Annotated in this window: 21 protein-coding genes; 12 read left to right on the top strand and 9 right to left on the bottom strand. The window is 72.0% G+C overall.

All coding sequences use genetic code 11. From position 1 onward, the window contains the following. Nucleotides 1–171: 171 nt before the first annotated feature. Both AB0G84_RS01215 and AB0G84_RS01220 read left to right on the top strand, forming a co-directional pair. Complete coding sequence (locus tag AB0G84_RS01215; RefSeq protein WP_361313718.1) at nt 172–1,257, top strand: S-(hydroxymethyl)mycothiol dehydrogenase; 1,086 nt, start codon at nt 172–174, stop codon at nt 1,255–1,257. After that, a complete protein-coding gene (locus AB0G84_RS01220) occupies nt 1,257–1,886 on the top strand; it encodes an MBL fold metallo-hydrolase (RefSeq protein ID WP_361313720.1) in 630 nt (209 codons plus the stop codon). Before AB0G84_RS01215 ends, AB0G84_RS01220 begins: the two co-directional genes overlap by 1 nt. Nucleotides 1,887–1,948: 62 nt before the next feature. On the opposite strand, the gene AB0G84_RS01225 is transcribed toward AB0G84_RS01220, so the two are convergent. Then, nucleotides 1,949–3,286, bottom strand: coding sequence for a 6-phospho-beta-glucosidase (locus AB0G84_RS01225; RefSeq protein WP_361313723.1), 1,338 nt, complete (start codon nt 3,284–3,286; stop codon nt 1,949–1,951). Between the two features lie 66 nt (nt 3,287–3,352). Here AB0G84_RS01225 and AB0G84_RS01230 point away from each other — a divergent pair, with 66 nt between their 5' ends. From AB0G84_RS01230 to era, 6 genes are all read left to right on the top strand, one after another. Then, nucleotides 3,353–4,498 (top strand): PfkB family carbohydrate kinase, encoded by a 1,146-nt coding sequence (locus AB0G84_RS01230; protein WP_361313725.1) that lies wholly within the window; start codon nt 3,353–3,355, stop codon nt 4,496–4,498. A 186-nt stretch (nt 4,499–4,684) separates the two neighbouring features. Further along, nucleotides 4,685–5,689 (top strand): PhoH family protein, encoded by a 1,005-nt coding sequence (locus tag AB0G84_RS01235; RefSeq protein ID WP_361313727.1) that lies wholly within the window; start codon nt 4,685–4,687, stop codon nt 5,687–5,689. Nucleotides 5,690–5,732: 43 nt separating this feature from the next. Further along, nucleotides 5,733–6,230: an rRNA maturation RNase YbeY gene (gene ybeY / locus AB0G84_RS01240; RefSeq protein ID WP_361313730.1), complete on the top strand. Its 498-nt coding sequence runs from the start codon at nt 5,733–5,735 to the stop codon at nt 6,228–6,230. A 12-nt stretch (nt 6,231–6,242) separates the two neighbouring features. Further along, nucleotides 6,243–7,568, top strand: a complete 1,326-nt coding sequence (locus AB0G84_RS01245) for a hemolysin family protein (protein WP_361313733.1) — start codon at nt 6,243–6,245, stop codon at nt 7,566–7,568. A gap of 382 nt (nt 7,569–7,950) precedes the next feature. Further along, a complete protein-coding gene (locus AB0G84_RS01250) occupies nt 7,951–8,310 on the top strand; it encodes a cytidine deaminase (RefSeq protein WP_361313735.1) in 360 nt (119 codons plus the stop codon). Nucleotides 8,311–8,404: 94 nt separating this feature from the next. Further along, nucleotides 8,405–9,343: a GTPase Era gene (era, locus tag AB0G84_RS01255; RefSeq protein WP_361313738.1), complete on the top strand. Its 939-nt coding sequence runs from the start codon at nt 8,405–8,407 to the stop codon at nt 9,341–9,343. Nucleotides 9,344–9,374: 31 nt separating this feature from the next. On the opposite strand, the gene AB0G84_RS01260 is transcribed toward era, so the two are convergent. The 3 genes from AB0G84_RS01260 to AB0G84_RS01270 form a co-directional block, all read right to left on the bottom strand. Then, the gene (locus AB0G84_RS01260) at nt 9,375–10,625 is read right to left on the bottom strand and encodes an MFS transporter (protein WP_361313741.1); all 1,251 of its coding nucleotides are present in this window, start codon (nt 10,623–10,625) and stop codon (nt 9,375–9,377) included. After that, nucleotides 10,622–12,013: a GH1 family beta-glucosidase gene (locus AB0G84_RS01265; protein ID WP_361313743.1), complete on the bottom strand. Its 1,392-nt coding sequence runs from the start codon at nt 12,011–12,013 to the stop codon at nt 10,622–10,624. The genes AB0G84_RS01260 and AB0G84_RS01265 overlap by 4 nt, the downstream gene beginning before the upstream one ends. Nucleotides 12,014–12,228: 215 nt before the next feature. After that, entirely contained in the window at nt 12,229–12,714 is a 486-nt protein-coding gene (locus AB0G84_RS01270; protein ID WP_361313746.1) for a helix-turn-helix domain-containing protein, read from the bottom strand. Between the two features lie 96 nt (nt 12,715–12,810). Between AB0G84_RS01270 and AB0G84_RS01275 the strand changes: the two genes are divergently transcribed. Beyond that, on the top strand, nt 12,811–13,902 hold the full coding sequence (locus AB0G84_RS01275) for an FAD-dependent monooxygenase (RefSeq protein WP_361313748.1): 1,092 nt from the start codon (nt 12,811–12,813) through the stop codon (nt 13,900–13,902). A gap of 57 nt (nt 13,903–13,959) precedes the next feature. Here AB0G84_RS01275 and AB0G84_RS01280 read toward each other — a convergent pair whose 3' ends face one another. Further along, on the bottom strand, nt 13,960–14,226 hold the full coding sequence (locus AB0G84_RS01280) for a protealysin inhibitor emfourin (RefSeq protein WP_361313750.1): 267 nt from the start codon (nt 14,224–14,226) through the stop codon (nt 13,960–13,962). A gap of 150 nt (nt 14,227–14,376) precedes the next feature. Then, on the bottom strand, nt 14,377–15,468 hold the full coding sequence (locus tag AB0G84_RS01285) for a M4 family metallopeptidase (protein WP_361313752.1): 1,092 nt from the start codon (nt 15,466–15,468) through the stop codon (nt 14,377–14,379). A gap of 328 nt (nt 15,469–15,796) precedes the next feature. On the opposite strand from AB0G84_RS01285, the gene leuA reads away from it, so the two are divergent. The 3 genes from leuA to AB0G84_RS01300 all read left to right on the top strand — a co-directional run bounded on the left by leuA (nt 15,797) and on the right by AB0G84_RS01300 (nt 19,723). Beyond that, nucleotides 15,797–17,575, top strand: coding sequence for a 2-isopropylmalate synthase (gene leuA, locus AB0G84_RS01290; RefSeq protein WP_361313755.1), 1,779 nt, complete (start codon nt 15,797–15,799; stop codon nt 17,573–17,575). A 190-nt stretch (nt 17,576–17,765) separates the two neighbouring features. After that, entirely contained in the window at nt 17,766–18,800 is a 1,035-nt protein-coding gene (locus tag AB0G84_RS01295; protein WP_361313757.1) for an SGNH/GDSL hydrolase family protein, read from the top strand. Nucleotides 18,801–19,012: 212 nt separating this feature from the next. Next, the gene (locus AB0G84_RS01300; protein WP_361313759.1) at nt 19,013–19,723 is read left to right on the top strand and encodes a TerB family tellurite resistance protein; all 711 of its coding nucleotides are present in this window, start codon (nt 19,013–19,015) and stop codon (nt 19,721–19,723) included. A 211-nt stretch (nt 19,724–19,934) separates the two neighbouring features. Here AB0G84_RS01300 and AB0G84_RS01305 read toward each other — a convergent pair whose 3' ends face one another. Genes AB0G84_RS01305 through AB0G84_RS01315 form a run of 3 tightly spaced genes read right to left on the bottom strand, consistent with a single transcriptional unit; the run spans nt 19,935 to nt 23,052 of the window. Beyond that, on the bottom strand, nt 19,935–21,170 hold the full coding sequence (locus tag AB0G84_RS01305) for a cytochrome P450 (RefSeq protein ID WP_361313762.1): 1,236 nt from the start codon (nt 21,168–21,170) through the stop codon (nt 19,935–19,937). After that, nucleotides 21,086–22,477 (bottom strand): cytochrome P450, encoded by a 1,392-nt coding sequence (locus tag AB0G84_RS01310; RefSeq protein WP_361313765.1) that lies wholly within the window; start codon nt 22,475–22,477, stop codon nt 21,086–21,088. The genes AB0G84_RS01305 and AB0G84_RS01310 overlap by 85 nt, the downstream gene beginning before the upstream one ends. After that, a complete protein-coding gene (locus tag AB0G84_RS01315; protein WP_361313767.1) occupies nt 22,474–23,052 on the bottom strand; it encodes an ATP/GTP-binding protein in 579 nt (192 codons plus the stop codon). Before AB0G84_RS01315 ends, AB0G84_RS01310 begins: the two co-directional genes overlap by 4 nt. Between the last annotated feature and the right edge of the window lie 13 nt (nt 23,053–23,065).

The raw sequence follows: 23,065 nt of genomic DNA on the forward strand, positions 1-23,065 counted from the left end.
GTGTCCATCACCACCCGCCCCGGAGGTGCGGCGAGCGGGCCCTGCGGCACCGGGGCGGGGGACCCGGCCGAGGTCCTGTGCCAGGTGGCCCGGCGCGCGTACGGTGAGGCACGGCTCAGTGGCGGTGCGCCACAGTGGTCCCGTACGTGATCTGTGAAAGGGGCTGTTCCGATGGCACAGGAAGTGCGCGGCGTGATCGCGCCGGGGAAGAACGAACCGGTCCGGCTGGAGACGGTCCTGGTGCCGGACCCGGGGCCCGGCGAGGCCGTGGTGAAGATCCAGGCGTGCGGGGTGTGCCACACCGACCTGCACTACAAGCAGGGCGGTATCAACGACGACTTCCCGTTCCTGCTCGGGCACGAGGCGGCCGGGGTGGTGGAGTCGGTCGGCGACGGCGTCACGGACGTCGCACCGGGCGACTTCGTCGTCCTCAACTGGCGTGCGGTGTGCGGCCAGTGCCGGGCCTGTCTGCGCGGCCGATCCCAGTACTGCTTCGACACCCACAACGCCCGGCAGAAGATGACGCTCAAGGACGGCACGGAGCTGAGCCCCGCGCTCGGCATCGGCGCCTTCGCCGACAAGACGCTGGTCGCCGCCGGGCAGTGCACCAAGGTCGACCCCGCGGTGTCGCCGGCCGTGGCCGGCCTGCTGGGCTGCGGGGTGATGGCGGGCATCGGCGCCGCCCTCAACACCGGCGGGGTCACCCGCGGCGACTCGGTCGCGGTGATCGGCTGCGGCGGGGTCGGCGACGCGGCGGTGGTCGGCGCCCGGCTGGCCGGCGCCGCGAAGATCATCGCGGTGGACATCGACGACCGGAAGCTGACCACCGCGCGCGGCATGGGCGCCACCCACACCGTCAACTCCCGCACCGTCGACCCGGTCGAGGCGATCCGCGAGCTGACCGGCGGCTTCGGCGCGGACGTGGTCATCGACGCGGTGGGCCGGCCGGAGACCTACCGGCAGGCGTTCTACGCCCGCGACCTGGCGGGAACCGTCGTCCTGGTGGGCGTGCCCACCCCGGAGATGACCCTCGAACTGCCCCTGCTGGACGTCTTCGGCCGCGGCGGCGCCCTCAAGTCGTCCTGGTACGGCGACTGTCTGCCGTCCCGGGACTTCCCGATGCTGGTCGACCTGCACCAGCAGGGCCGGATCGACCTGTCCGCGTTCGTCACCGAGACCATCGGCATCGAGGACGTGGAGCAGGCCTTCGAGCGGATGCACTCCGGTGACGTGCTGCGCTCGGTGGTGACGCTCTGATGGCGGCCCGCATCGACCACCTGGTCACCTCCGGCACGTTCTCCCTCGACGGCGGCACCTGGGAGGTCGACAACAACGTCTGGATCGTCGGGGACGACGACGAGGCGATCGTCATCGACGCCGCCCACGACGCCGACGCGATCCTGGCGGCCCTCGGCGGCCGGACGCTGCGCGCGATCGTCTGCACCCATGCGCACGACGACCACATCGACGCCGCCCCGGCGCTGGCCTCCCGCACCGGCGCACGGATCCATCTGCACCCCGACGACCTGCCGCTGTGGAAGCTGACCCACCCGGACACCGCCCCGGATGCCGCGCTGGCCGACGGGCAGGTGCTGACGATCGCCGGCACCGACCTGACCGTGCTGCACACCCCGGGGCACGCCCCCGGGGCCGTCTGCCTGCACGCGCCCGAGCTGGGCACCGTGTTCACCGGCGACACCCTCTTCCAGGGCGGTCCCGGCGCCACCGGCCGGTCCTTCTCGGACTTCCCGACCATCGTCGCGTCGATCCGGGACCGGCTGCTGGAGCTGCCGCCGGAGACGGTGGTGCGCACCGGGCACGGCGACACCACGACGATCGGGGCGGAGGCTCCCCACCTGGACGAGTGGATCAAGCGGGGGCACTGACCGCCCCGGAGGCCGTCGTGCGCCCGCCCTCCGGGCGAACGACGGGAGCGTGACGACAGGGCCTACGCCTCCTTGGCCGCCCGCTCCAGGATGCGGGCGGCCACCGCGGGGGAGTCCACCAGCGGGTGCAGCGCCAGCGCCCGCAGCGCGGCCCGGTCGTCGGTGCCCACCGCGGCCTCCACCGCCGCCCGTTCCACCGCCTTGACCTGGAGCATCAGGCCCAACTGGTCCTCGCGCAGCGGCGCGCAGGACAGCGGGTGGGCGCCCGCGGCGGTCACCTCGCACACCGTCTCCACGATCGCGTCCGGCGCCAGCTGGGGCACCGTCGCCCCGTTGCGGACGTTGAGGATCAGCCGGGTCCCGCTGTCGCCCACGATGGCGTGCATCAGCGCCAGCGCCACCCGGTCGTAGCCGCCGCCCTCCAGGTCGTGGCTGTCGCGCTGCCAGCCGCCGGAGGCCTCCCGGCTGTGCGCCAGGTACGTCTCCTCGCGCTCCATCCGGGTCCGCTCCCACAGCGCGTACGCCGCGTCGGAGCCGCCGGCAGCCGCGGCCCGCTCGAAGAAGCCACCCTGCTGCCGGTCGAGGAACTCCCCGCGGGTCTGCGGGGTGTCCCGTACGGAGCCGAGGGTCTCCCGGCGGAAGTAGTAGTAGTGCAGGTACTCGTTGGGCAGCGCGCCCAGGGTGCGCAGCCACTCCCCGCCGAACAGCCGGCCCTCCTCGAACGAGCCCAGCGCGGCGTCGTCGGCCAGCAGGCGCGGCAGCACCTCGGCGCCCTCCACCGTCAACGACCGCAGCCAGCCGAGGTGGTTGAGCCCCACGTAGTCGTAGCCGACCCGGCCCGCCCCGAAGGCCGCCGGGTCCGCGCCGGCCGCCCGCGCCGCCCGGCGCACCAGCCCCACCGGGGAGTCGCAGATCCCGATGACGCGGTCGCCCAGCACCCGGGACATCGCCTCGGTGACCATGCCCGCGGGGTTGGTGAAGTTGATGACCCAGGCGCCCGGGGCGAGCGCGGCGACCCGCTCGGCGATGCGCACCGCCACCGGGATCGTCCGCAGCCCGTAGAGGACCCCGCCCGCGCCGACCGTCTCCTGGCCGAGCACCCCCTCGGCGAGCGGGATCCGCTCGTCGCGGATCCGGCCGGCGGTGCCGCCCACCCGTATCGCCGAGAAGACGAAGTCGGCGCCGGCCACCGCCTCGTCCAGCCCGCGGGCGACCCGGACCGGCACCGGCGCCCGGTGGTCCCGCGCCAGATGCGTCAACACCTCGGCGATCACCGCCACCCGGCGCGGATCGGTGTCGTACAGCACCACCTCGGAGACGGATTCCGTGGGGTCCTCCAGCAGCGCGCGGTAGACCAGCGGCACCCGGAAGCCGCCTCCGCCGAGAATCGTGAGCCTCATGGGGCGGAACGTACCGCAGCATCAGGCACACTGGCGGCACGTGCCGATACGAGAGGGGCGTGCACGGTGAACAGCCGACGTGAGGTCGATCCGCCCGCGGGCCCGGCCGAAGTGCCACCGGCCCTCGACCCGCTGGCCGGGGTGCGCGCCGACGGCGACCCGCACACCGACGTCTACCTCACCGGCACGGTCTTCTTGGACATCATCTTCACCGGCCTGGACTCCGCACCGGTCCGCGGCACCGAATCCTGGGCCCGCGGCATGGGCTCCAGCCCCGGCGGCATCGCCAACATGGCCACCGCCCTGGCCCGGCTCGGGCTGCGCACCTCGCTCGCCGCGGCCTTCGGCGACGACAAGTACGGCGAGTACTGCTGGGAGGCGCTCGAACAGGGCGAGGGCATCGACCTGTCGCTCTCCCGCACCGTCGACGGCTGGCACTCGCCGGTCACCGTCTCCATGGCCTACGAGGGCGAGCGCACCATGGTCTCGCACGGTCACGAGGCGCCGCCGCCCGACTTCGCCTTCGACGGCAAGCACGCACCGGGCTGCCCGCCGCCGTCCCGCGCCTGCGTCGCCTCGCTCGTACCGGGCCGGCGGGAGCCCTGGCTGGGTTGCGCGGCCGGCCGTGGCAGCCGGATCTTCGCGGACGTCGGCTGGGACGACAGCGGCCGCTGGGACCCCGCCGACCTCGCCGACCTGGAGCACTGCGAGGCGTTCTTGCCCAACGCCGAGGAGGCGATGCGCTACACCCGCACCAACTGCCCGCGCGCGGCCGCCCGCAAGCTCGCCGACCTGGTCCCGCTCGCGGTGGTCACGCTCGGCTCGGAGGGCGCCTGCGCGGTGGACGGGCGGACCGGCGAGACCGCCGAGGTGCCGGCGATCGCGGTGGAGGAGCTGGACCCGACCGGCGCCGGCGACGTCTTCGTCGCCGGGTTCGTCACCGGCACCCTCGCCGGCTGGCCGCTCGCCGACCGGTTGGCCTTCGCCGGGCTGAGCGCGGCGCTGTCGGTGCAGGAGTTCGGCGGTTCGCTCGCGGCGCCCGGCTGGGCGGAGATCGCCGGCTGGTGGCAGCAGATCAGGGCGTGCGAGGCGGGCGCGGCGGACGCGCTGCGCCGCCAGTACGCCTTCCTGGACGAGGTGCTGCCCGCGGCCTACCGGCCCGCCCCGCTGGCCCGCGCGCTCCCCACGATCGGCTTCCGCCGCCCGGCCTGAGCGGGACCGCGGCGCCGGGCCACGCCCTACGCCGCCGTCGTGCGGCCGGACGGCGGCGGAAAAGCCCTCGGGCCTGTCGGTGCCCCGTCGTACTCTTGTATCGCAAGGAGTCCGTGCAGGCAGGCACCTTCGAGGGGCACCTCTTATGAGCAAAGGATGGGGTTGAGCAGGCCACCGAGCCGCCCTATGACTCAGACACCCATGCAGCCGCAGGCGAGCGCCCAGTTCACCGTCCCGGCCAAACACCCGATGGTCACGGTCCTGGGTTCCGGAGACTCGCTACTGCGTGTGATCGAGCAGGCCTTCCCGGCGACCGACATCCACGTCCGGGGCAATGAAGTCAGCGCTGTCGGCGATGCCCATGAGGTCGCCCTGATCCAGCGCCTTTTCGACGAGATGATGCTGGTGCTCCGCACCGGACAACCGATGACGGAGGACGCAGTGGAACGCTCCATCGCCATGCTGCGCGCGGCGGAGGACGGCGACGGAGCGGTGAGCGAGACACCCGCCGAGGTGCTCACCCAGAACATCCTCTCCAACCGCGGGCGCACGATCCGGCCCAAGACGCTCAACCAGAAGCGCTACGTCGACGCCATCGACAAGCACACCGTCGTCTTCGGCATCGGCCCGGCCGGCACCGGCAAGACGTACCTGGCGATGGCCAAGGCCGTGCAGGCGCTCCAGGCCAAGCAGGTCAACCGGATCATCCTGACCCGCCCCGCGGTCGAGGCCGGCGAGCGGCTGGGCTTCCTGCCCGGCACCCTCTACGAGAAGATCGACCCGTACCTGCGCCCGCTCTACGACGCCCTGCACGACATGCTCGACCCCGACTCCATCCCGCGCCTGATGGCCGCGGGCACGATCGAGGTCGCGCCGCTGGCGTACATGCGTGGAAGAACCCTCAATGACGCGTTCATCATCCTCGACGAGGCGCAGAACACGAACCCCGAGCAGATGAAGATGTTCCTCACCCGCCTCGGGTTCGACTCCAAGGTCGTCGTCACCGGTGACGTCACCCAGATCGACCTCCCGGGCGGCACGAAGAGCGGTCTGCGCCAGGTCCGGGAGATCCTGGACGGCGTCGACGATGTGCACTTCTCGTTGCTCACCAGCCAGGACGTGGTCCGCCACAAGCTCGTCGGCCGTATCGTCGACGCCTACGAGAAGTACGACAGCCGCAACGGCCAGTGAGCCGGGGCACCGCGCGATCAAGAAGCGAGAAGCAACTCCCCTCATGTCCATCGACGTCAACAACGAGTCCGGTACGGAGGTCGACGAGCAGGCGATCCTGGACGTCGCCCGCTACGCCGTCGCCCGGATGCGCATCCACCCGCTCTCCGAACTGTCCGTGATCGTCGTGGACGCCGAGGCCATGGAGCAGCTCCACCTCCAGTGGATGGACCTGCCGGGCCCGACCGATGTGATGTCCTTCCCGATGGACGAGCTGCGTCCGCCGGCCAAGGACGACGAGGAGCCCCCGCAGGGGCTCCTCGGTGACATCGTGCTGTGCCCGGAGGTCGCCAAGAAGCAGGGTGAGGAGGCGCCGACCGGCCACACCATGGACGAGGAGCTCCAACTGCTCACCGTGCACGGCGTGCTCCACCTCCTCGGCTACGACCACGAGGAGCCGGACGAGAAGGCCGAGATGTTCGGCCTGCAGGCGGCGATCGTCGACGGCTGGCGCGCCGAGCGGGGCCTGACCGGGCCCTCGCCGGCGCCCACCGTCACCTGACGGGCGCCCGCGATGACCACTTCGCTGATCGCGGTCGCGGTCCTGCTCGTCGTGATCGCCTGGCTCGCCGCCTGTGCGGAGGCCGGTCTGGCCAGGACCACCAGCTTCCGCGCCGAGGAGGCGGTCCGCTCCGGCCGGCGCGGCAGCGCCAAGCTCGCCCAGGTCGCCGCCGACCCCACCCGCTACCTCAATGTGGCGCTGCTGGTGCGGGTCGGCTGCGAGATGGCCGCCGGCGTCCTGGTGACGTACACCGCGCTGCAGTCGTTCGACGAGACCTGGCAGGCGCTGACCGTCGCCATCGGGGTGATGGTGCTGGTCTCCTACGTCGCCGTCGGCGTCTCGCCGCGGACCATCGGCCGCCAGCACCCGCTCAACACCGCCACCGTGGCCGCCTACGTGCTGCTGCCGCTGGCCCGCATCATGGGCCCCATCCCGCAGTTGCTGATCCTCATCGGCAACGCCCTCACCCCCGGCAAGGGCTTCCGCAAGGGCCCGTTCGCCTCCGAGGCCGAGCTGCGCTCGCTGGTCGACCTCGCCGAGAAGGAGTCGCTGATCGAGGACGAGGAGCGCCGGATGGTGCACTCCGTCTTCCAGCTCGGCGACACCCTCGTACGCGAGGTCATGGTGCCGCGCACGGACCTGGTGTCCGTCGAGCGGTTCAAGACCATCCGGCAGGCGCTGACCCTGGCGCTGCGCTCCGGGTTCTCCCGCATCCCGGTGACCGGCGAGAACGAGGACGACATCGTCGGGGTGGTCTACCTCAAGGACCTGGCCCGCAAGGTCCACATCAGCCGCGACGCCGAGAACGAGCTGGTCTCCACCGCCATGCGCCCGGCGGTCTTCGTTCCGGACACCAAGAACGCCGGTGATCTGCTGCGGGAAATGCAGCAGGACCGCAATCATGTCGCAGTGGTGATCGACGAATACGGCGGCACTGCCGGCATTGTCACCATTGAGGACATCCTCGAGGAGATCGTCGGCGAGATCACCGATGAATACGACCGTGAATTGCCGCCCGTCGAGGATCTGGGTGACGGGCGCTATCGCGTCACCGCCCGTCTGGACATCGGCGATCTCGGCGAGCTGTACGGTCTGGCCGAGCTGGACGACGAGGACGTCGAAACGGTGGGCGGCCTGCTGGCCAAGCTGCTCGGGCGGGTCCCGATCGCCGGGGCGACCGCCGAGGTCGATGTCTCGGGCGACGCCACCGACCCCGGTCTGAAGGCGCTCCGGCTGACCGCGGAGTCCCCGGCCGGCCGCCGCAACAAGATCGTCACGGTGCTGTGCGAGCCGGTCCGCTCGGAGGACCCGGGCGGTGCCGGGGAGCTCTCCGGGTAATACCCGAGGCGCCCTCCCCGCCGCCGCGCCTCGTCGAAATGCGGCGGCGGTATAGCCGGCTCCTTATCTCCAGTGCATCAGAAATGTTCTGCAAGCCATTTCTGGTGGGGCTGGAATCTGTCGGGGCCGCCGTGGAAGGATCTTCGAGCGGTCGCGGAATGCGGCCACTCTGCGTGAGAGAAATCCACCGAGAAATCTTGCCGCGCAGGCTGCCCCGGCGACGGGGGACCGGGGCAGCCATCTTCTTCCTCGTACGCGATGCGAGGTGCGGGGGCGCCCGCAGCCGGCGGTGACCGGCAGGGCCGCCGGGGACGGGGGACGTACCCGGCGGCCGGGCGATCCCCGTACGGGCGCCCGGTGGGCGGCGCATATGCTCGCCCGTATGACCGAAGCCGCACCGCTGGACCCCGAAGACCGCAAGATCGTCACGCTCGCGCGTTCGGCGCGGGCCCGTAACGGCGTGCCCGAGGGCGCCGCCGTCCGCGACGAGACCGGCCGCACCTATGTCGCCGGCACCGTCGCCCTGGAGTCGCTTCAGCTCAGCGCGCTGCAGACGGCCGTCGCCATGGCCGTCGCCAGCGGGGCGCGGTCGCTGGAGGCCGCGGCCGTGGTCACCGACGCCGACCGCGCCGCCGACGCGGACCGCGCGGCCGTACGGGACCTCGGTGGCCCGGAGACGCCGGTGCTGGTCGCCGGTCCCGACGGCACCGTGCGCACCACGGTCCCGGCCGGCCAGGCGTAGCCCGCAGAGCAGCGGACCAGGGCCGGGGCGGCCTGGGGGCGGGTGCCGCCCGGCGTGGTCGGAGCGGCGCCCGGGATCGGGGAGAATGGGCGCCATGAGCGTTCGCACAGACTCCTCCGCCCCGCACCGCGCCGGCTTCGCCTGCTTCGTCGGCCGCCCCAACGCGGGCAAGTCCACCCTCACGAACGCTCTCGTCGGCACGAAGGTGGCCATCACCTCCAACCGCCCGCAGACCACCCGTCACACGGTGCGCGGCATCGTGCACCGTGCCGACGCCCAGCTGGTGCTCGTTGACACCCCGGGCCTGCACAAGCCGCGCACCCTGCTCGGCGAGCGGCTCAACGACGTGGTGCGCACCACCTGGTCCGAGGTGGACGTGATCGGCTTCTGCCTGCCCGCCGACCAGAAGATCGGCCCGGGCGACCGGTACATCGCCGGTGAGCTGGCCGAGATCAAGAAGACCCCGAAGGTCGCCATCGTCACCAAGACCGACCTGGTCGACTCCAAGGCGCTGGCCGCCCAGTTGATCGCGATCGACCGGCTGGGCAAGGAGCTGGGCATCGAGTGGGCCGAGATCATCCCGGTCTCGGCGGTCGGCGACAACCAGGTGTCCCTGCTCGCCGACCTCCTGGTGCCGCTCCTCCCGGAGGGCCCCGCGCTCTACCCGGAGGGCGACCTCACCGACGAGCCCGAGCAGGTCATGGTCGCCGAGCTGATCCGTGAGGCGGCGCTGGAGGGCGTACGCGACGAGCTGCCGCACTCGATCGCGGTGGTCGTCGAGGAGATGCTGCCGCGCACGGACCGCCCGGCCGACAAGCCGCTGCTGGACATCCACGCCAATGTCTACATCGAGCGCCCCAGCCAGAAGGGCATCATCATCGGCCCGAAGGGCAAGCGCCTGAAGGAGGTCGGGACCAAGTCGCGCAAGCACATCGAGGCGCTGCTCGGTACGCCGGTCTTCCTCGATCTGCACGTCAAGGTGGCCAAGGACTGGCAGCGCGACCCCAAGCAGCTGCGCAAGCTGGGCTTCTGAGCCCGGCGGCGCGGCCCGCGCCCCACCGGGCCTACGCCACGCTGCGGATCCGCAGCACCAGCACCGCCCCCAGCAGGCCGATCCCCGCCGCGACGCCGTACAGCACCCGGTAGCCGCCGAGCTGGTGCACCAGCGGCGCGGCCAGTGCCGGGGCAGCCACCTGCGGCAGCGCATTGGCGATGTTGATCAGGCCGAGGTCCTTGGCGCGGTGGGCGGCGGTCGGCAGCACATCCGTCATCAGCGCCAGGTCGACGGAGGTGAAGACGCCGAAGCCGACGCCGAGCAGCGCCGCGGCACACAGGGCGCCCGGCCAGGTCTGCCAGAGCGCCAGCAGCCCGGTGGCCACCGTCATGACCACCCCGGCCGCCAGCACGAACGGCTTCCGCCGCCCGGCCCGGTCCGACCAGATCCCAGCCACCACGACCGTGCCCAGCAGCGTGACGCCGTTGACCGCGGTCAGCAGCAGCACCCCGCCGTCCGGGTCCGGCCGGTGCAGCCCGTCCCGCAGGTAGAAGAGCAGGTAGAGCAGCGCCAGCGCATTGCCGAGGTTGATCAGGAACCGGGTCAGCCAGGCCCAGGCCAGATCGGGGTGCCGGCGCGGACTGATCCACAGCCCGCGCAGCACGGCGCCCACGCCCCGCGCCGGCCGCCGCACCGCCGGCAGCACCGGGTCCCGGTGGCCCAGCACGTACGGCAGCGTGCCCAGCACCACACAGCCGGCGCAGGCCAGATAGCCCCCGGCTACCCCGGCCCCGGCCGTCGCCAGCCCGGTCCCGGCCACCACGCCCAGGATCTGCGCGGCGCCCAGCCAGCCGCCCACCGCGCCCCGTTGCCGGTGCGGCACCCGGTCCGGCACCGCCGCGGTGAGCGCCGCGAACGCCGCGTTCAGCGTGAGCTGGACGCCGCACCAGCCGACCGCCATCGCCGGCACGCTCCGCGCCCCGCCCAGCAGCACCAGCGCCGCGGCCCCGCCCCCGGCGCCGGCCACGATCCACGGCGTCCGCCGCCCGAACCGCGACGTCGTACGGTCCGACAGCGCCCCGAACACCGGGCTGACGACCATCGAGACCGCGGCGCCCAGCCCCGTCACCCACGCCAGCACCGACTCCTTGGCCACGCCGGGCGGCGCCAGCTGCGCCGCCTGCAGGGCCAGCAGGATCTGCAGCGGCCCGTACCACCCGGCCCAGGCCGCGCCGTTCGCCAGCGCCAGCGAGGCGGTCCACCCCCGCCGTACCTCCTGTGACGGCTCGGCGAGCGCCTCCGGAGCCGCCGCCCCGGTCATCCCCGTTCCTGCTCCCGCAGCACGTCGCGCAACCACCGGTACGAGGCCTTCGGCGTCCGGGCCAGCGTCTCGTAGTCGATGTGCACCAGCCCGAACCGGCGGGCGTACCCCTCGGCCCACTCGAAGTTGTCCATCAACGACCAGACGAAGTACCCCCGCACGTCCACCCCGGCCGCCATGGCCGCGTGCAGCGCCCGCAGGTGCCCGTCCAGGAACGCGATCCGCTCCTCGTCCTCGGTCCCCTCGTAGGAGCACCCGTTCTCGGTGATGACCAGCGGCGGAAGCCGGTCGCCGTACCGCTCCCGGAACGACACCAGCAGCTCGGTCAGCGCCTCGGGCACCACCGGCCACCCGAAGTCCGTCCGCGGGTAGCCCTCGATCTCCCGGGGTGCGAAGGGCAGTTCGGGCGGTAGTGCGATCCCCGCGAACTCGGCCGGCGCGGCACCGCCGGACTCCGTCGGCGCCCCCACCCTCGTGGGCTGGTAGTAGTTGATCCCGTACCAGTCCAGCGGGCCCGAGATCACCTTCAGGTCCTCGGCCACCGGGCCCGGCATCAGGTCCGCCACGTCGAACCCCAGCTCCGCCCCGGGGTAGCGCCCCAGTAGGAGCGGCTCCGCGAACAGCCGGTTGAGCAGCAGGTCGTAGAGGTCCGCGGCGCTTCGGTCCGCCTCGGACCCGGAGGCCGCCCAGGTGGGGCCGTGCGAATTGGCGATGCCGATGCTGCGTGCGCCCCGGGCGCGCAGCGCCTGCACCGCCAGGCCGTGCCCCAGCAGCTGGTGGTGGGCGGCCGGCAGCGCGTCGAACAGCAGCTGCCGCCCCGGGGCATGCTGTCCCACCCCGTAGCCCAGCAACGTCAGTTCGGCCGGTTCGTTGAGGGTGATCCACCGCCCCACCCGGTCCCCGAGCCGGGCCGCCACCACGTCCGCGTACCCGGCGAACGCCTCGGCGGTCTCCCGCCGGAGCCAGCCGCCGCCCTCCTCCAGGGCCTGCGGGGTGTCCCAGTGGAACAGCGTCGGCACCGGCTCGACCCCGGCCGCCAACAGCGCGTCCACCAGCCGGTCGTAGAAGTCCAGCCCGGCCGCATTGACCTCCCCGGCGCCGTCCGGCACCACCCGTGGCCAGGCCACCGAGAAGCGGTACGCCCGCACCCCGAGCCCCTTGAGCAGCGCCACGTCCTCGGGGTACCGGTGGTAGTGATCGGTCGCGACCCGCGCGTCGGACCCGTCCTTGATCCGCCCGCTCTCCGCCGCGAACACGTCCCAGGAGGACCGCCCCCGCCCGCCCTCCGCCACCGCCCCCTCGATCTGCGCGGCGGACGTGGACACCCCCCAGAGGAAGTCGCGGGGGAAGCGGGGCAGGGACGCGGGCGGGTCCGGCACCAAAGTCATGCCGGGATCCTTGTAACCGGGGGTAACGGTGTCAAGGGGGCCTCCCCGCAAGGGGGTTGGGGCGCACGCGCGGGCCGCACCGGCCGGGCCAGGGCCCCGTCCGCACCGGGCCCCGCACCGGCTGCACCGGGGCTCGCACTGGCCGCACCGGGTCCCGCACCGGCCGCACTGGGTCCCGCGCCGCCCACGCCCCGGTGGTCGTTACGGCCCGGTGGTCAGCGAGCGGTGAGTGCGCGGAGTTCGGCGGCCACCTCGGCGCCGGAGGGGGCGTGTTCGGGGTCCACCAGCCACTGCAGCATCAGGCCGGTCAGCAGTGCCAGCGGCACCGAGCCGCCGAGGCCCTCCCGCCCCTCGCGCTGCCCCTTGGCGAGGTGCTCCCGTACCTCTGGCGACCGCTCGGCCTGGACGGCGGCCTCCAACTGGGCCACCCACAGGGCCCGGTGGGTGCTGAAGCTGTCGATCAGGGCCTGCCAGCGGCGCTCCGGCTCCTCGTCAGCGGCGCCGGCGAGTTCGTCGCCGAGTTCGTCGACCGCCGCCACCAGTGCCTGGGTGAGCAGGGCGTCCCTGGAGCCGAAGTGGTAGCCGATGGCGGCATGGCTGACCCCGGCCGCCGCGGCGATGTCGCGGACGGTGGTACGGGCCCATCCCCGCTCGATCAGGCACTGCCGGGCCCCGGCGAGCAGATCCTCACGATTCCCCATGGCGGCACCCTACCCCAGCGGTTGACCAAACGGTTCATCCGCATGGTTTGACCATCCGGATTGACCATTTGGTCAAACCCTCGTTACCGTCCCGCCATGACGACGATGAAGGTTCTGATCTCCGGTGCGAGCGTGGCCGGCCCCGCCCTTGCCCAGCTGCTGCACCGGGACGGACACCAGGTGACCGTGGTGGAGCGCGCCCCGGCCCTCCGGGACAGCGGGTACGCGGTGGACTTCCGCGGTGCGGCGTTCGAGGTCCTGGACGAGCTGGGCATCCTCGACGAGGTACGCGCCCACGACACCAGGATGCGCGGCACCACGCTGCTGGACGGGGCGGGCGCGGTGACCGGCGAGCTGCCCGCCGCGGCGTTCGCCGGCGAACTGGAGGTGCCCAAGCGCGAACTGACCCGGATCCTGCACCGGATCACCTCGGACGGGGTGGCGTACGTCTTCGGCGACTCCATCGCCACGCTGACTCCGCACGACTCCGGTGTCTCGGTCACCTTCGAGCGTGCGGCGCCCCGCGACTTCGACCTGGTGATCGGCGCGGACGGGGTGTATTCCACGGTCCGGCGGCTGGCGTTCGGTCCGCACGCCGACGCGGTGCGGCACCTGGGCATGTCCGGCGCCGGGTTCACCACCGCCAACCACCTCGGTCTCGACCGCCGCGGGGTGTTGCAGCGCACCGGGGACACCGCGATCTATCTGTTCAGCGCGGGCGACCCGGACCGGCTCACGGTCAGCCTGTCGTTCGCCACCGCCTCGGCCGCGCTGGACCGGTGCGACCGTGCCGCACAGCAGGATGCCGTGCGGACCGCCTTCGCCGGTCACGGCTGGCAGGCGCCACGCCTCCTGGAGGCCATGGCCCGGGCGGCGGACTTCCACTTCGCCTCCGCCTGCCAGGTCCACCTCGGCCGCTGGTCGCACGGCCGGATCGCGCTGGTCGGGGACGCGGGGTACGGCGCCGCCCCCACCAGTGGCATGGGCACCTCACAGGCACTGCTCGGCGCGCGGTCGCTGGCCCGGCAGTTGGCCGCGGCGGGCGGCGACCACACCGCCGCGTTCGCCGCCTACGAGGCCGAGCTCCGGCCGTACGTCACCCGGAACCAGACCCTCGGCCGAGAAGCCGCGGCCCTGTTCGGCGCCGGGGACCGGCCCGCCGAGGACGGCGCGCAGCCGGCCCCGTGAACCGTTGGCCGACCCCGTGAACGGGCGGCCCGGCCCGGTGCGCGGACGCTACGGGGCCTACGCCCCTTCCTTCATCACCTTGGTGATCAGCGTCCGCTGATCGTCCGTGAGGCGGGGGTCCGAGCAGTAGACGGTGCGGCCGTCGACGGTGATCTGGTAGCTGAAGCCGTCCGGGACTCCTATGGGGGGTTCGGTGTGGGCCGCGGCGACGGCGCGTTCGGCGAGGGACTGCCACTCGCCGGAGTCCTCGCGTCCCGCGGTGTCGATCTCGGCGCGGCGGTCGATGGCCGCGAAGCCGCCGGTGCGGTGGACATGAATGCGCATTACGGGCTCCTCCGACGTCCTGCGACGGACTCCTACCCCGGATGCGGCCCCTTATGGACGGGCCGTGGGCCGACAGGGCCTACGGCCACGGTAGTCGGGGGTGGGGCGGGAGCGCCTGCCGGGCGCCCCCGCCCGTCCGGGCCGTGCGGACTACTTTTCGCCGATGCCGACCTGGGTCCAGGCCTTCACCACGGCCTCGTGCTCGTCGCCGGCGCCGAAGCGGGCCTGGGCGGCCTTGACCGTGAGCTTGGCGAAGTCGGCGAACGTGGCGTTGTGCGCCAGCTCGCCGCCGGTCAGCACGTCGTACCAGATCTGCCCGGCGCGCTCCCAGGCCTTGCCACCGAGGGCGCTGGCGACCAGGTAGAAGGCGTGGTTGGGGATGCCGGAGTTGATGTGCACCCCGCCGTTGTCGTCGGTGGTGCGGACGTAGCCCTTCATGGTGGCCGGCTGCGGGTCCTTGCCGAGGACGTCGTCGTCGTACGCCGACCCGGGCTCCTTCATGGAGCGCAGGGCCTTGCCGGTGACGTTCGGGCCGAGCAGTTCGGCGCCGATCAGCCAGTCGGCCTGGTCGGCGGTCTGCCCGAGGGCGTACTGCTTGATCAGGCTGCCGAAGACGTCGGAGACCGACTCGTTGAGGGCGCCGGACTGGCCCTGGTAGTCGAGGTTGGCGGTGTACTGGGTGACGCCGTGGGTGAGCTCGTGCCCGATGACGTCGACCGGGATGGTGAAGTCCTTGAACAGGTCGTTGTCCCCGTCGCCGAAGACCATCCGCTCGCCGTCCCAGAAGGCGTTGTCGTACTTCTCGCCGTAGTGGACGGTGGCGTCGAGCGGCAGGCCGGCGCCGTCGATGGACTTCCGGCCGTAGATCTTGAGGTAGAGGTCGAAGGTGGCGCCGAGGCCGGCGTGCGCGCGGTTGACGGAGGCGTCCTTGGACGGACCGTCCGACTCCTCGTGCACCTTGGTGCCGGGCAGGTCCTCTTGGTGGCGGGCGTCGTAGATCGTGCGGGTCGGCTTGTCCGCGCCCGCGGCGGGCTCGCCCGGCGTGCGGGCCGCGGCGGCGATCTCGCGGCGCCGGGTGCGCCGTACGTGGTCGTGCTCCAGGGTCCGGCGGGCCGGTCCGTGCCGGTCCGGGTCGTCCGACTGGGCGAGGTTGTCGAGGATGTGCGGCGGGACGATCGTGCAGAAGACGGGGCGGACAGGGGTCGAGTCGTCGGTCTTCTTGCCGGCGTCGTTGAGGTCCATGGACAAACGGTGGCATTGTGTAGCTCTCATGTCACTGGGCGTGCACGGGATTCCCGAATATGTGTGGTTCGTCGCATTTACTCCATGACGTCCGTCCCGGTCCCGCATACTGATACGCATCCGCCACTCGGGCCGTACCTCAGCTAGGGTGCTGTGCACCATGCGTTTTGGGCTGCTTCTCCTTAGCTGCCGCGGTGAGGGCCTGTAGTCGTAGGCCGACCCCCTCCCCGCGGAGTTCGGTGCTGCGATCGTTCGCCCCGTCGGCCCCTCCCAGCCCCCAGGGGCAGGGGGACCCCCTCCAGCGGACATACGAGGAGCCCTACGCACCATGACGAATCCGTCGAGCCCCGCCGCCCACGCCGTCGGCCGCCGCACCCCGGTCACCAACGCCACGCAGACGCAGCGGCCCTCCGGGATGCCGATCCACAAGTACGGCCGCTACGAAGCCGTCGACATCCCCGACCGGACCTGGCCGGACAACCGGATCACGGTCGCCCCCCGCTGGCTCTCCACCGACCTGCGCGACGGCAACCAGGCGCTGATCGACCCGATGTCGCCGGCCCGCAAGCGCGAGATGTTCGACCTGCTGGTACGCATGGGCTACAAGGAGATCGAGGTCGGGTTCCCGTCCTCCGGGGAGACCGACTTCGCCTTCGTCCGCTCCATCATCGAAGAGGGCGCGATCCCCGAGGACGTCACCATCTCCGTGTTGACCCAGGCGCGCGAGGAGCTGATCGAGCGCACCGTCGAATCGCTGCGCGGCGCCCACCGCGCCACCGTCCACCTGTACAACGCCACCGCCCCGGTCTTCCGCCGGGTCGTCTTCCGCGGTTCGAAGGACCAGGTCAAGCAGATCGCGGTGGACGGCACCCGACTGGTGATGGAGTACGCCGAGAAGCTGCTGGGCGACGAGACGACCTTCGGCTACCAGTACTCGCCGGAGATCTTCACCGACACCGAGCTGGACTTCGCGCTGGAGGTCTGCGAGGGCGTGATGGACGTCTGGCAGCCCGAGGAGGGGCGCGAGATCATCCTCAACCTGCCCGCCACGGTGGAGCGTTCGACGCCGTCGACGCACGCGGACCGCTTCGAGTGGATGAGCCGGAACCTCTCCCGCCGCGAGCACGTCTGCCTGTCCGTCCACCCGCACAACGACCGCGGCACCGCCGTCGCCGCCGCCGAACTGGCGATCATGGCCGGCGCGGACCGGATCGAGGGCTGCCTGTTCGGGCAGGGTGAGCGCACCGGCAACGTCGACCTGGTGACGCTGGGCATGAACCTGTTCTCCCAGGGCGTCGACCCGCAGATCGACTTCTCGCAGATCGACGAGATCCGTCGCACCAGCGAGTACTGCAACCAGATGGAGGTCCACCCGCGCCACCCCTACGCGGGCGACCTGGTCTACACCGCCTTCTCCGGCTCCCACCAGGACGCCATCAAGAAGGGCTTCGACGCCATGCAGGCCGACGCGGCCGCCCAGGGCAAGACCGTCGACGAGATCGAGTGGGCGGTGCCGTACCTGCCCATCGACCCCAAGGACGTCGGCCGCTCCTACGAGGCCGTCATCCGCGTCAACTCCCAGTCCGGCAAGGGCGGTATCGCCTACGTCCTGAAGAACGACCACAAGCTGGAGCTGCCCCGCCGGATGCAGATCGAGTTCTCCCGGATCATCCAGGAGAAGACCGACACCGAGGGCGGCGAAGTCACCCCGGCCGCCATCTGGTCCGCCTTCCAGGACGAGTACCTGCCCAACCCCGAGAACCCCTGGGGCCGCATCCAGGTCAAGAACGGCCAGACCACGACGGACCGCGACGGGGTGGACGCGCTGACCGTCGAAGCGGTGGTGGACGGCCAGGACACCGTGCTGACCGGCTCCGGCAACGGCCCGATCTCCGCGTTCTTCGACGCGCTCCAGGGCGTCGGCGTGGACGTGCGCCTGCTGGACTACCAGGAGCACACCATGAGCGAGGGCGCCTCCGCGCAGGCCGCCTCGTACATCGAGTGCGCCATCGACGGCAAGGTGCTGTGGGGCATCGGCATCGACCCCAACACCACACGTGCCTCGCTGAAGGCGGTCGTCTCCGCGGTCAACCGCGCCACCCGCTGACCCCGCGGGCCCGGCCCGTCCGACGCGCCCCCGCAGCTCCCGGCGAGCTGCGGGGGCGCGGGGGTGTGCGCCCCGTCCACCTGAAGGTGGGGTTTGAAATCCCCGGACATCACTCTGAGTAATGTCATTGGTACGTTTGGTGATGAGCGCCAGTCGGGCAGGCCGCGGCGCGGACACCAAGGACGTACCGATGCGCAGATTCCGTATGCCCGCCTTCTCCCGGCTGGCACTGGCCGGGGCCGCGGCCCTCGCCGTGGTGGCCTCCGCCCTCGCCCCGGCCGGCGGCGCCCCGGCCCCGGCCGTCGCCCAGGACCGCCCCAACTACGTCGCGCTCGGCGACTCCTACAGTGCCGGGGTGTTCGTCCGACCCTGGGAGGACCACGACGGCTGCGGCCGCTCCTGGCGCAACTACCCCCACCAGGTCGCAGAGCAGCTCGGGTTCCGGCTGCGGGACGTGACCTGCGGGGCCGCCGAGGTGGTCGACGGGGTGCTGCAACCGCAGCCGGCCTCCAAGATCTACGGGCCGCCGTCGATCCCGCCGCCGGGCGGCTGGTCCGATCTGGCGCCGCAGGTCGAGGCGCTGTCCCGGGACACCGATGTGGTGACCGTCGGCGTCGGCGGCAACTCCCTGGGCTTCGGCCCGATCATGCTGAAGTGCATCGAACTCGGCCTCAGCCAGCCCCTCCAGCGCACGCCCTGTACGAAGTACTACACCGGCGGCGGGGCGGGGGCGGCCTGGCTGCAGGAGCGGTTCGACCAGCTGGACCAGGACTTCGGCGACATGATGGCGGTGATCCATGCGCGCGCTCCGCACGCCCGGGTCGCCGTCGTCGGATATCCGGCCATCGTGCCGGACAGCACCGGCTGCAGCTTCCTGCACTGGAACCAGCTCGGCAGCGTCAAGAAGGGCGACATGCCCTGGCTGGACGGGCTGGAACAGCAGCTCAACCGCCTGCTCGAACGGCACGCGGCGGAGCGCGGCGCCGCCTATGTCGACACCTACGGCCCCAGCGTGGGACACGGGGTGTGCGCGAGTAAGGCGGTGACATGGATGTACGGGATCAAGGACGACCTCACCGGGCACGGCGACCAGACGGACGAGCCGTCGGAGCAGTGCCGCAAGATCCCGGGCTCCGGTGCGGCCTGCACCTTCGTCCACCCCAACGCCCGTGGCCTGGACAATCAGGCGCGCCAGGTGACCCGCGCGCTGGCCTCGGAGGGCTGACCGGGCCCGCTGCGGCCCGGCGTCAAGGCGGCTCCGCCCTTCTCCCCCCTCCCGGAAGGGCGGAGCCCCGCACCGTATGGCCGGTTGTCCGATACGAGGTGCTGACGCCGCATCACTGATGTGGCTAACATCACGCCCAATGGGGCGACGGGGCCATGGGGGTACCTCCCGTGCCTATCGGGCTTGCGGGGGAGTTACGGAGAGCTGACGCGATGCACAAGGTGTGTGTGATGGGAGTGCGCACGTCCTGGCGTACCGTCGGCGACGGCGAGTTCTTCTGTCCGGACTGCGGTGGCGACCGCAACTACCTCCGCCGCAGCGGCATCCGCCGTTTCACCGTCCTCGGCATCCCGCTGCTCTCCCGCGGCATCACCGGCCCCGTCCTGGAATGCTCCGCATGTCAGGGCCACTTCGGTCTGGACGCCCTCGACCACCCCACCACCGTCCGCCTCTCCGCGATGCTCCGGGACGCCGTCCACACCGTCACCCTCGCCCTGCTGGCGGCCGGCGGTACGGCCTCGCGCACCGTCCGTGACACCGCCGTCGACGCGGTCCGCGCGGCCGGCTTCCCGGACTGCTCCGAGGACCAGCTCCTCACCCTCCTCGCCGCGCTCGCCGCCGATGCCGGCCGGCCGGCCGTCGGGTACGAAGCGGCGTTCGGCGGCGGCCACTGGGGTCACCCGGGGCTCGACCCCTGCGGCACCGCGCTGGCCATAGAGCTCCATGAGTCGCTGGAGCCGCTCGCCCCCCATCTCGCCCCCGCGGGCCGTGAGTCGCTGCTCCTCCAGGGCGCACGGATCGCCCTCGCCGACGGCGCCTACACCCCCGCGGAACGCGAGGTCCTGACCACGGTCGGCAGTGCGCTGATGCTGCGGCCCGGGGAAACCCGCAGACTGCTGGCCGCCGCCCGCACCCCGTCCTGAGGCATGACGGCCGCCGCCCGCTGGCCTCTTGAGGTATGACGGCCGCCGCGCCCGCACCTCGTTCTGACGCACGGCCGCCGTCCGCTCCCTCGCCCACCCGCCCGACGCGGCCCGCGAGGGTCGCCCCCGGCAGGCACCGGGCCTCGACACGCACCGGGCCCCGCCACCCGAGGGTGACGGGGCCCGGCCGGAGCTGCGCGGTCGTACTCGATCAGCGGGGTGACAGGCGGATCGGCAGGCTGCGCAGACCGCTGGAGATGAAACCGCTCGACGGCTCCAACTCCTCGGCGGCAACGCCCAGTTCGAGGTCGGGGAAGCGCGCGAAGAGGGCCGGGAGGGCGATCCCCGCCTCCATCCGGGCCAGCGGCGCACCGACGCAGCGGTGGACGCCGTAGCCGAAGGCGAGGTGTTCCTGGGTGGCACGCTGGACGTCGAACTCCCCGGCGCTGGCACCGTGGAACCCCGGGTCCCGGCCGGCCGCCGCGTACCCGGGCAGGATCGCCTCGCCCTTGCGGATCGTGATGCCGCCCGGAACCTCGATGTCCGCCACGGCGAAGCGCAGCGGAAGGCTGGCGATGCTGGGGGCCCAGCGCAGGGTCTCCTCGATCACGTCGTTCCACTGCACCTGGCCCGACAGCACCAGCTTGAGCTGGTCGGGGTGGGTGAGCAGGGCGTGCACCGCATTGCCGATCAGGTCGACGGTGGTCTCGTGGCCGGCGCCGATGACCAGCAGCAGGGTGTCCAGCAGCTCCTTTTCGGTCATCCGGCCGCCGTCGTCGTCGCGGGCGGAGACCAGCAGGCTGGTGAGGTCGTCGTCGGGCTGCGACCGCTTCTCGGCGACCAGGCCGGACAGCAGCGTATGCACCCCCACGCCGGTGGCCGCGGTCTGCTCCGGAGTCGCCGTGGTGTCCATGATGGCTTCCATCAGCCGGGCGAGTTCGGCGCGCCGCTCACCCTCGGGGATGCCGAAGAGCTCGCAGATCACCTGCATCGGCAGCGGATGGGCGAACTCCGCGTGGAGGTCGACGACGGTGCCCGCCGGGTGCCGGTCCAGCCGGCCCAGTAAATCCTGGGTGATCTGCTCCACGCGCGGGAGCATCGCCTCAGTGCGCCGGGCGGTGAACGCCGGGGCGATCAGCTTCCGCAGCCGGCGGTGATCGGCCCCGTACGCGGTGAACATGTTGGTGACGCCGACCCACGTCTGCAGCCAGCTGCTGCGGACCTCCTCGCGCTGCCAGGCCGGCCAGTGGTCCCGGGGGTTCTTGGAGACCCGGTCGTCGGTCAGCAGGTCTTTGAGGAGGGTGTGGCTGGTGATCGCCCAGGCCTCGATACCGCCGGGGAGCTCGATCCGGGCCACCGGCCCTAGCTCGCGGAGGCGGGCTGCCTCTCCGTGGATGTCGCTTCCGGCCGGGTCGATGACGTAGGGCTGCTGTCCCTGTTGTGCCATGGAGTGGCTCCTGCCTGGTCGGGAGTGATGGGCGTGAAGCGGGACGGGAGGGCGACCAGCGCCCGGTGGAAGGCGCCGTGGCGCCAGCGCAACTCGGAGGCGTCCACCGCGAGTTCGATGTCGGAGAGCCAGGCGGTGAGCCGCTCGATCGCGGTGGTGGCGATCAGCAGTGCGTGCCGCTTCACCGGGCAGGCGTGCGGGCCGGCCGCCCACGCCAGGTGCGAGCCGCCGCCCGAACCCGGTGTCTGCAGCGAGCCGGTGTCGTACTGGCTGTTGCAGGCCGCGTACGAGACCATCACCAGCTGGCCCTTGCGCACCCAGGTGCCGTGGAAGAAGACGTCACGGACCGGGAAGTGGGCGGAGTAGTTGGTCAGCGGCGGGTCGTTCCACAGCACCTCGTTGATCGCGTCGTGCGCGGTGAGCGCCCCGCCGGAGAGGGTGTGGTAGTAGCGGTCGTCGGACAGCATCCGCGAGAGCGCATTGCCGATGAGGTTGGCCAGCGGCTCATTGCCGGCGCCCATCGTGAGGACGATGTTGTGGATCAGTTCCTCGTCGGTCAGCGCATTGGGGTGGTCCATGAACCACGAGGTCAGGTCCAGTCCGCGCTGGGCCTTCTTCGAGCCCACCAACTCCATGATGTAGCTGGTGAACGCCTCGTTGGCGGCCGCGGCCTCCTCGGGGGAGTTGCCCTCCAGCATCCCGCTGAGGGCGGAGATCAGCCGCTCGCTGTAGGAGTCCGGCATCCCGAAGAGGTTGTTGAACATCAGCAGCGGGATCAGCCGCGCGTAGTCGGCGATCAGATCGGCCTCGCCCCGGGCGCCGAACCGCTGGATCAGGGTGTCCGCGGCGTGGTGCACGCGGGCCCGCAGCTCATGCGGTTCGACCAGCTTGAAGCTGTCGACGACCACGTCGCGGTAGCGGACGTGCGCCGGCCCGTCGGCGTAGAAGATGTTGGGCCGCCACATCAGCATCGGCATCACCGGCGAGTCCGCGGGGACGGTCTGCATCCACTCCCGCGAGTCCTTCGACCAGGTGGCGTCGTCGTTGAGCAGGTCGAGCGCCGCCCGGTAGTCGGTGACCAGCATCGCGGTCACCTCCGGTGCGATCTCCACCGGGGCCAGTGCGCCGTACTGCCGCAGCTGGGCGTAGATGCCGCGCGGGTCGGCGGCGAACTCGGGTCCGTAGAGCTTCACCGGGCTCTGGGCGTCGGGCCGGACCGACGGCGCCATGCCCGGGTGCGGTGGTGCGGCGGCGTGCGCCGGGCAGCCCGGTGGCGGTGCGGCTCCCGGCTGGTGCGGGGAAGTCACGGGTTCGGGTTCTCCTCGGGGGTGTGGGCCAGGACGTGCCCGACGAGCGCGATCAGCGCGTCGACGGACTGCTCCCGGTCGCGTGCGTCGCAGAGCACCAGCGGCGTCTCGGGGTGCAGATCGAGCGCGTCGCGGAGGGTGTCGACGTCGTACTGGGGCGCGTCGGGGAAGGTGTTGACCGCCACCGCGTAGCGCAGCCCGGCCTCCTCGATGATGTCCATCACCTCGAAGGAGTCCGCCAGCCGGCGGGTGTCCGCGAGGACCAGGGCACCCAGCGCGCCGCGGGCGATGTCCGACCACAGCGGGCGGAAACGCTTCTGCCCGGGCGTGCCGAACAGGTAGAGCACCAGGTCCCCGGGCAGCGTCAGCCGCCCGAAGTCGATGGCGACGGTGGTGGTGGTCTTGTCCCGGACCCCGGCGAGGTCGTCGACGACCGCGCCGGTCTGGGTCATGACCTCTTCGGTGTGCAGCGGCGGGGTTTCGGACAGCGCACGGATGAGCGTGGTCTTTCCGACGCCGAACGGCCCCGCGACCAGCAGTTTGACCAGCGTCTGGTGGTCGCCCGAGAGGTACATGCTGCCGCCGGTC

The sequence above is a fragment of the Streptomyces sp. NPDC020742 genome, assembly GCF_040641675.1.
Classification (GTDB): domain Bacteria; phylum Actinomycetota; class Actinomycetes; order Streptomycetales; family Streptomycetaceae; genus Streptomyces.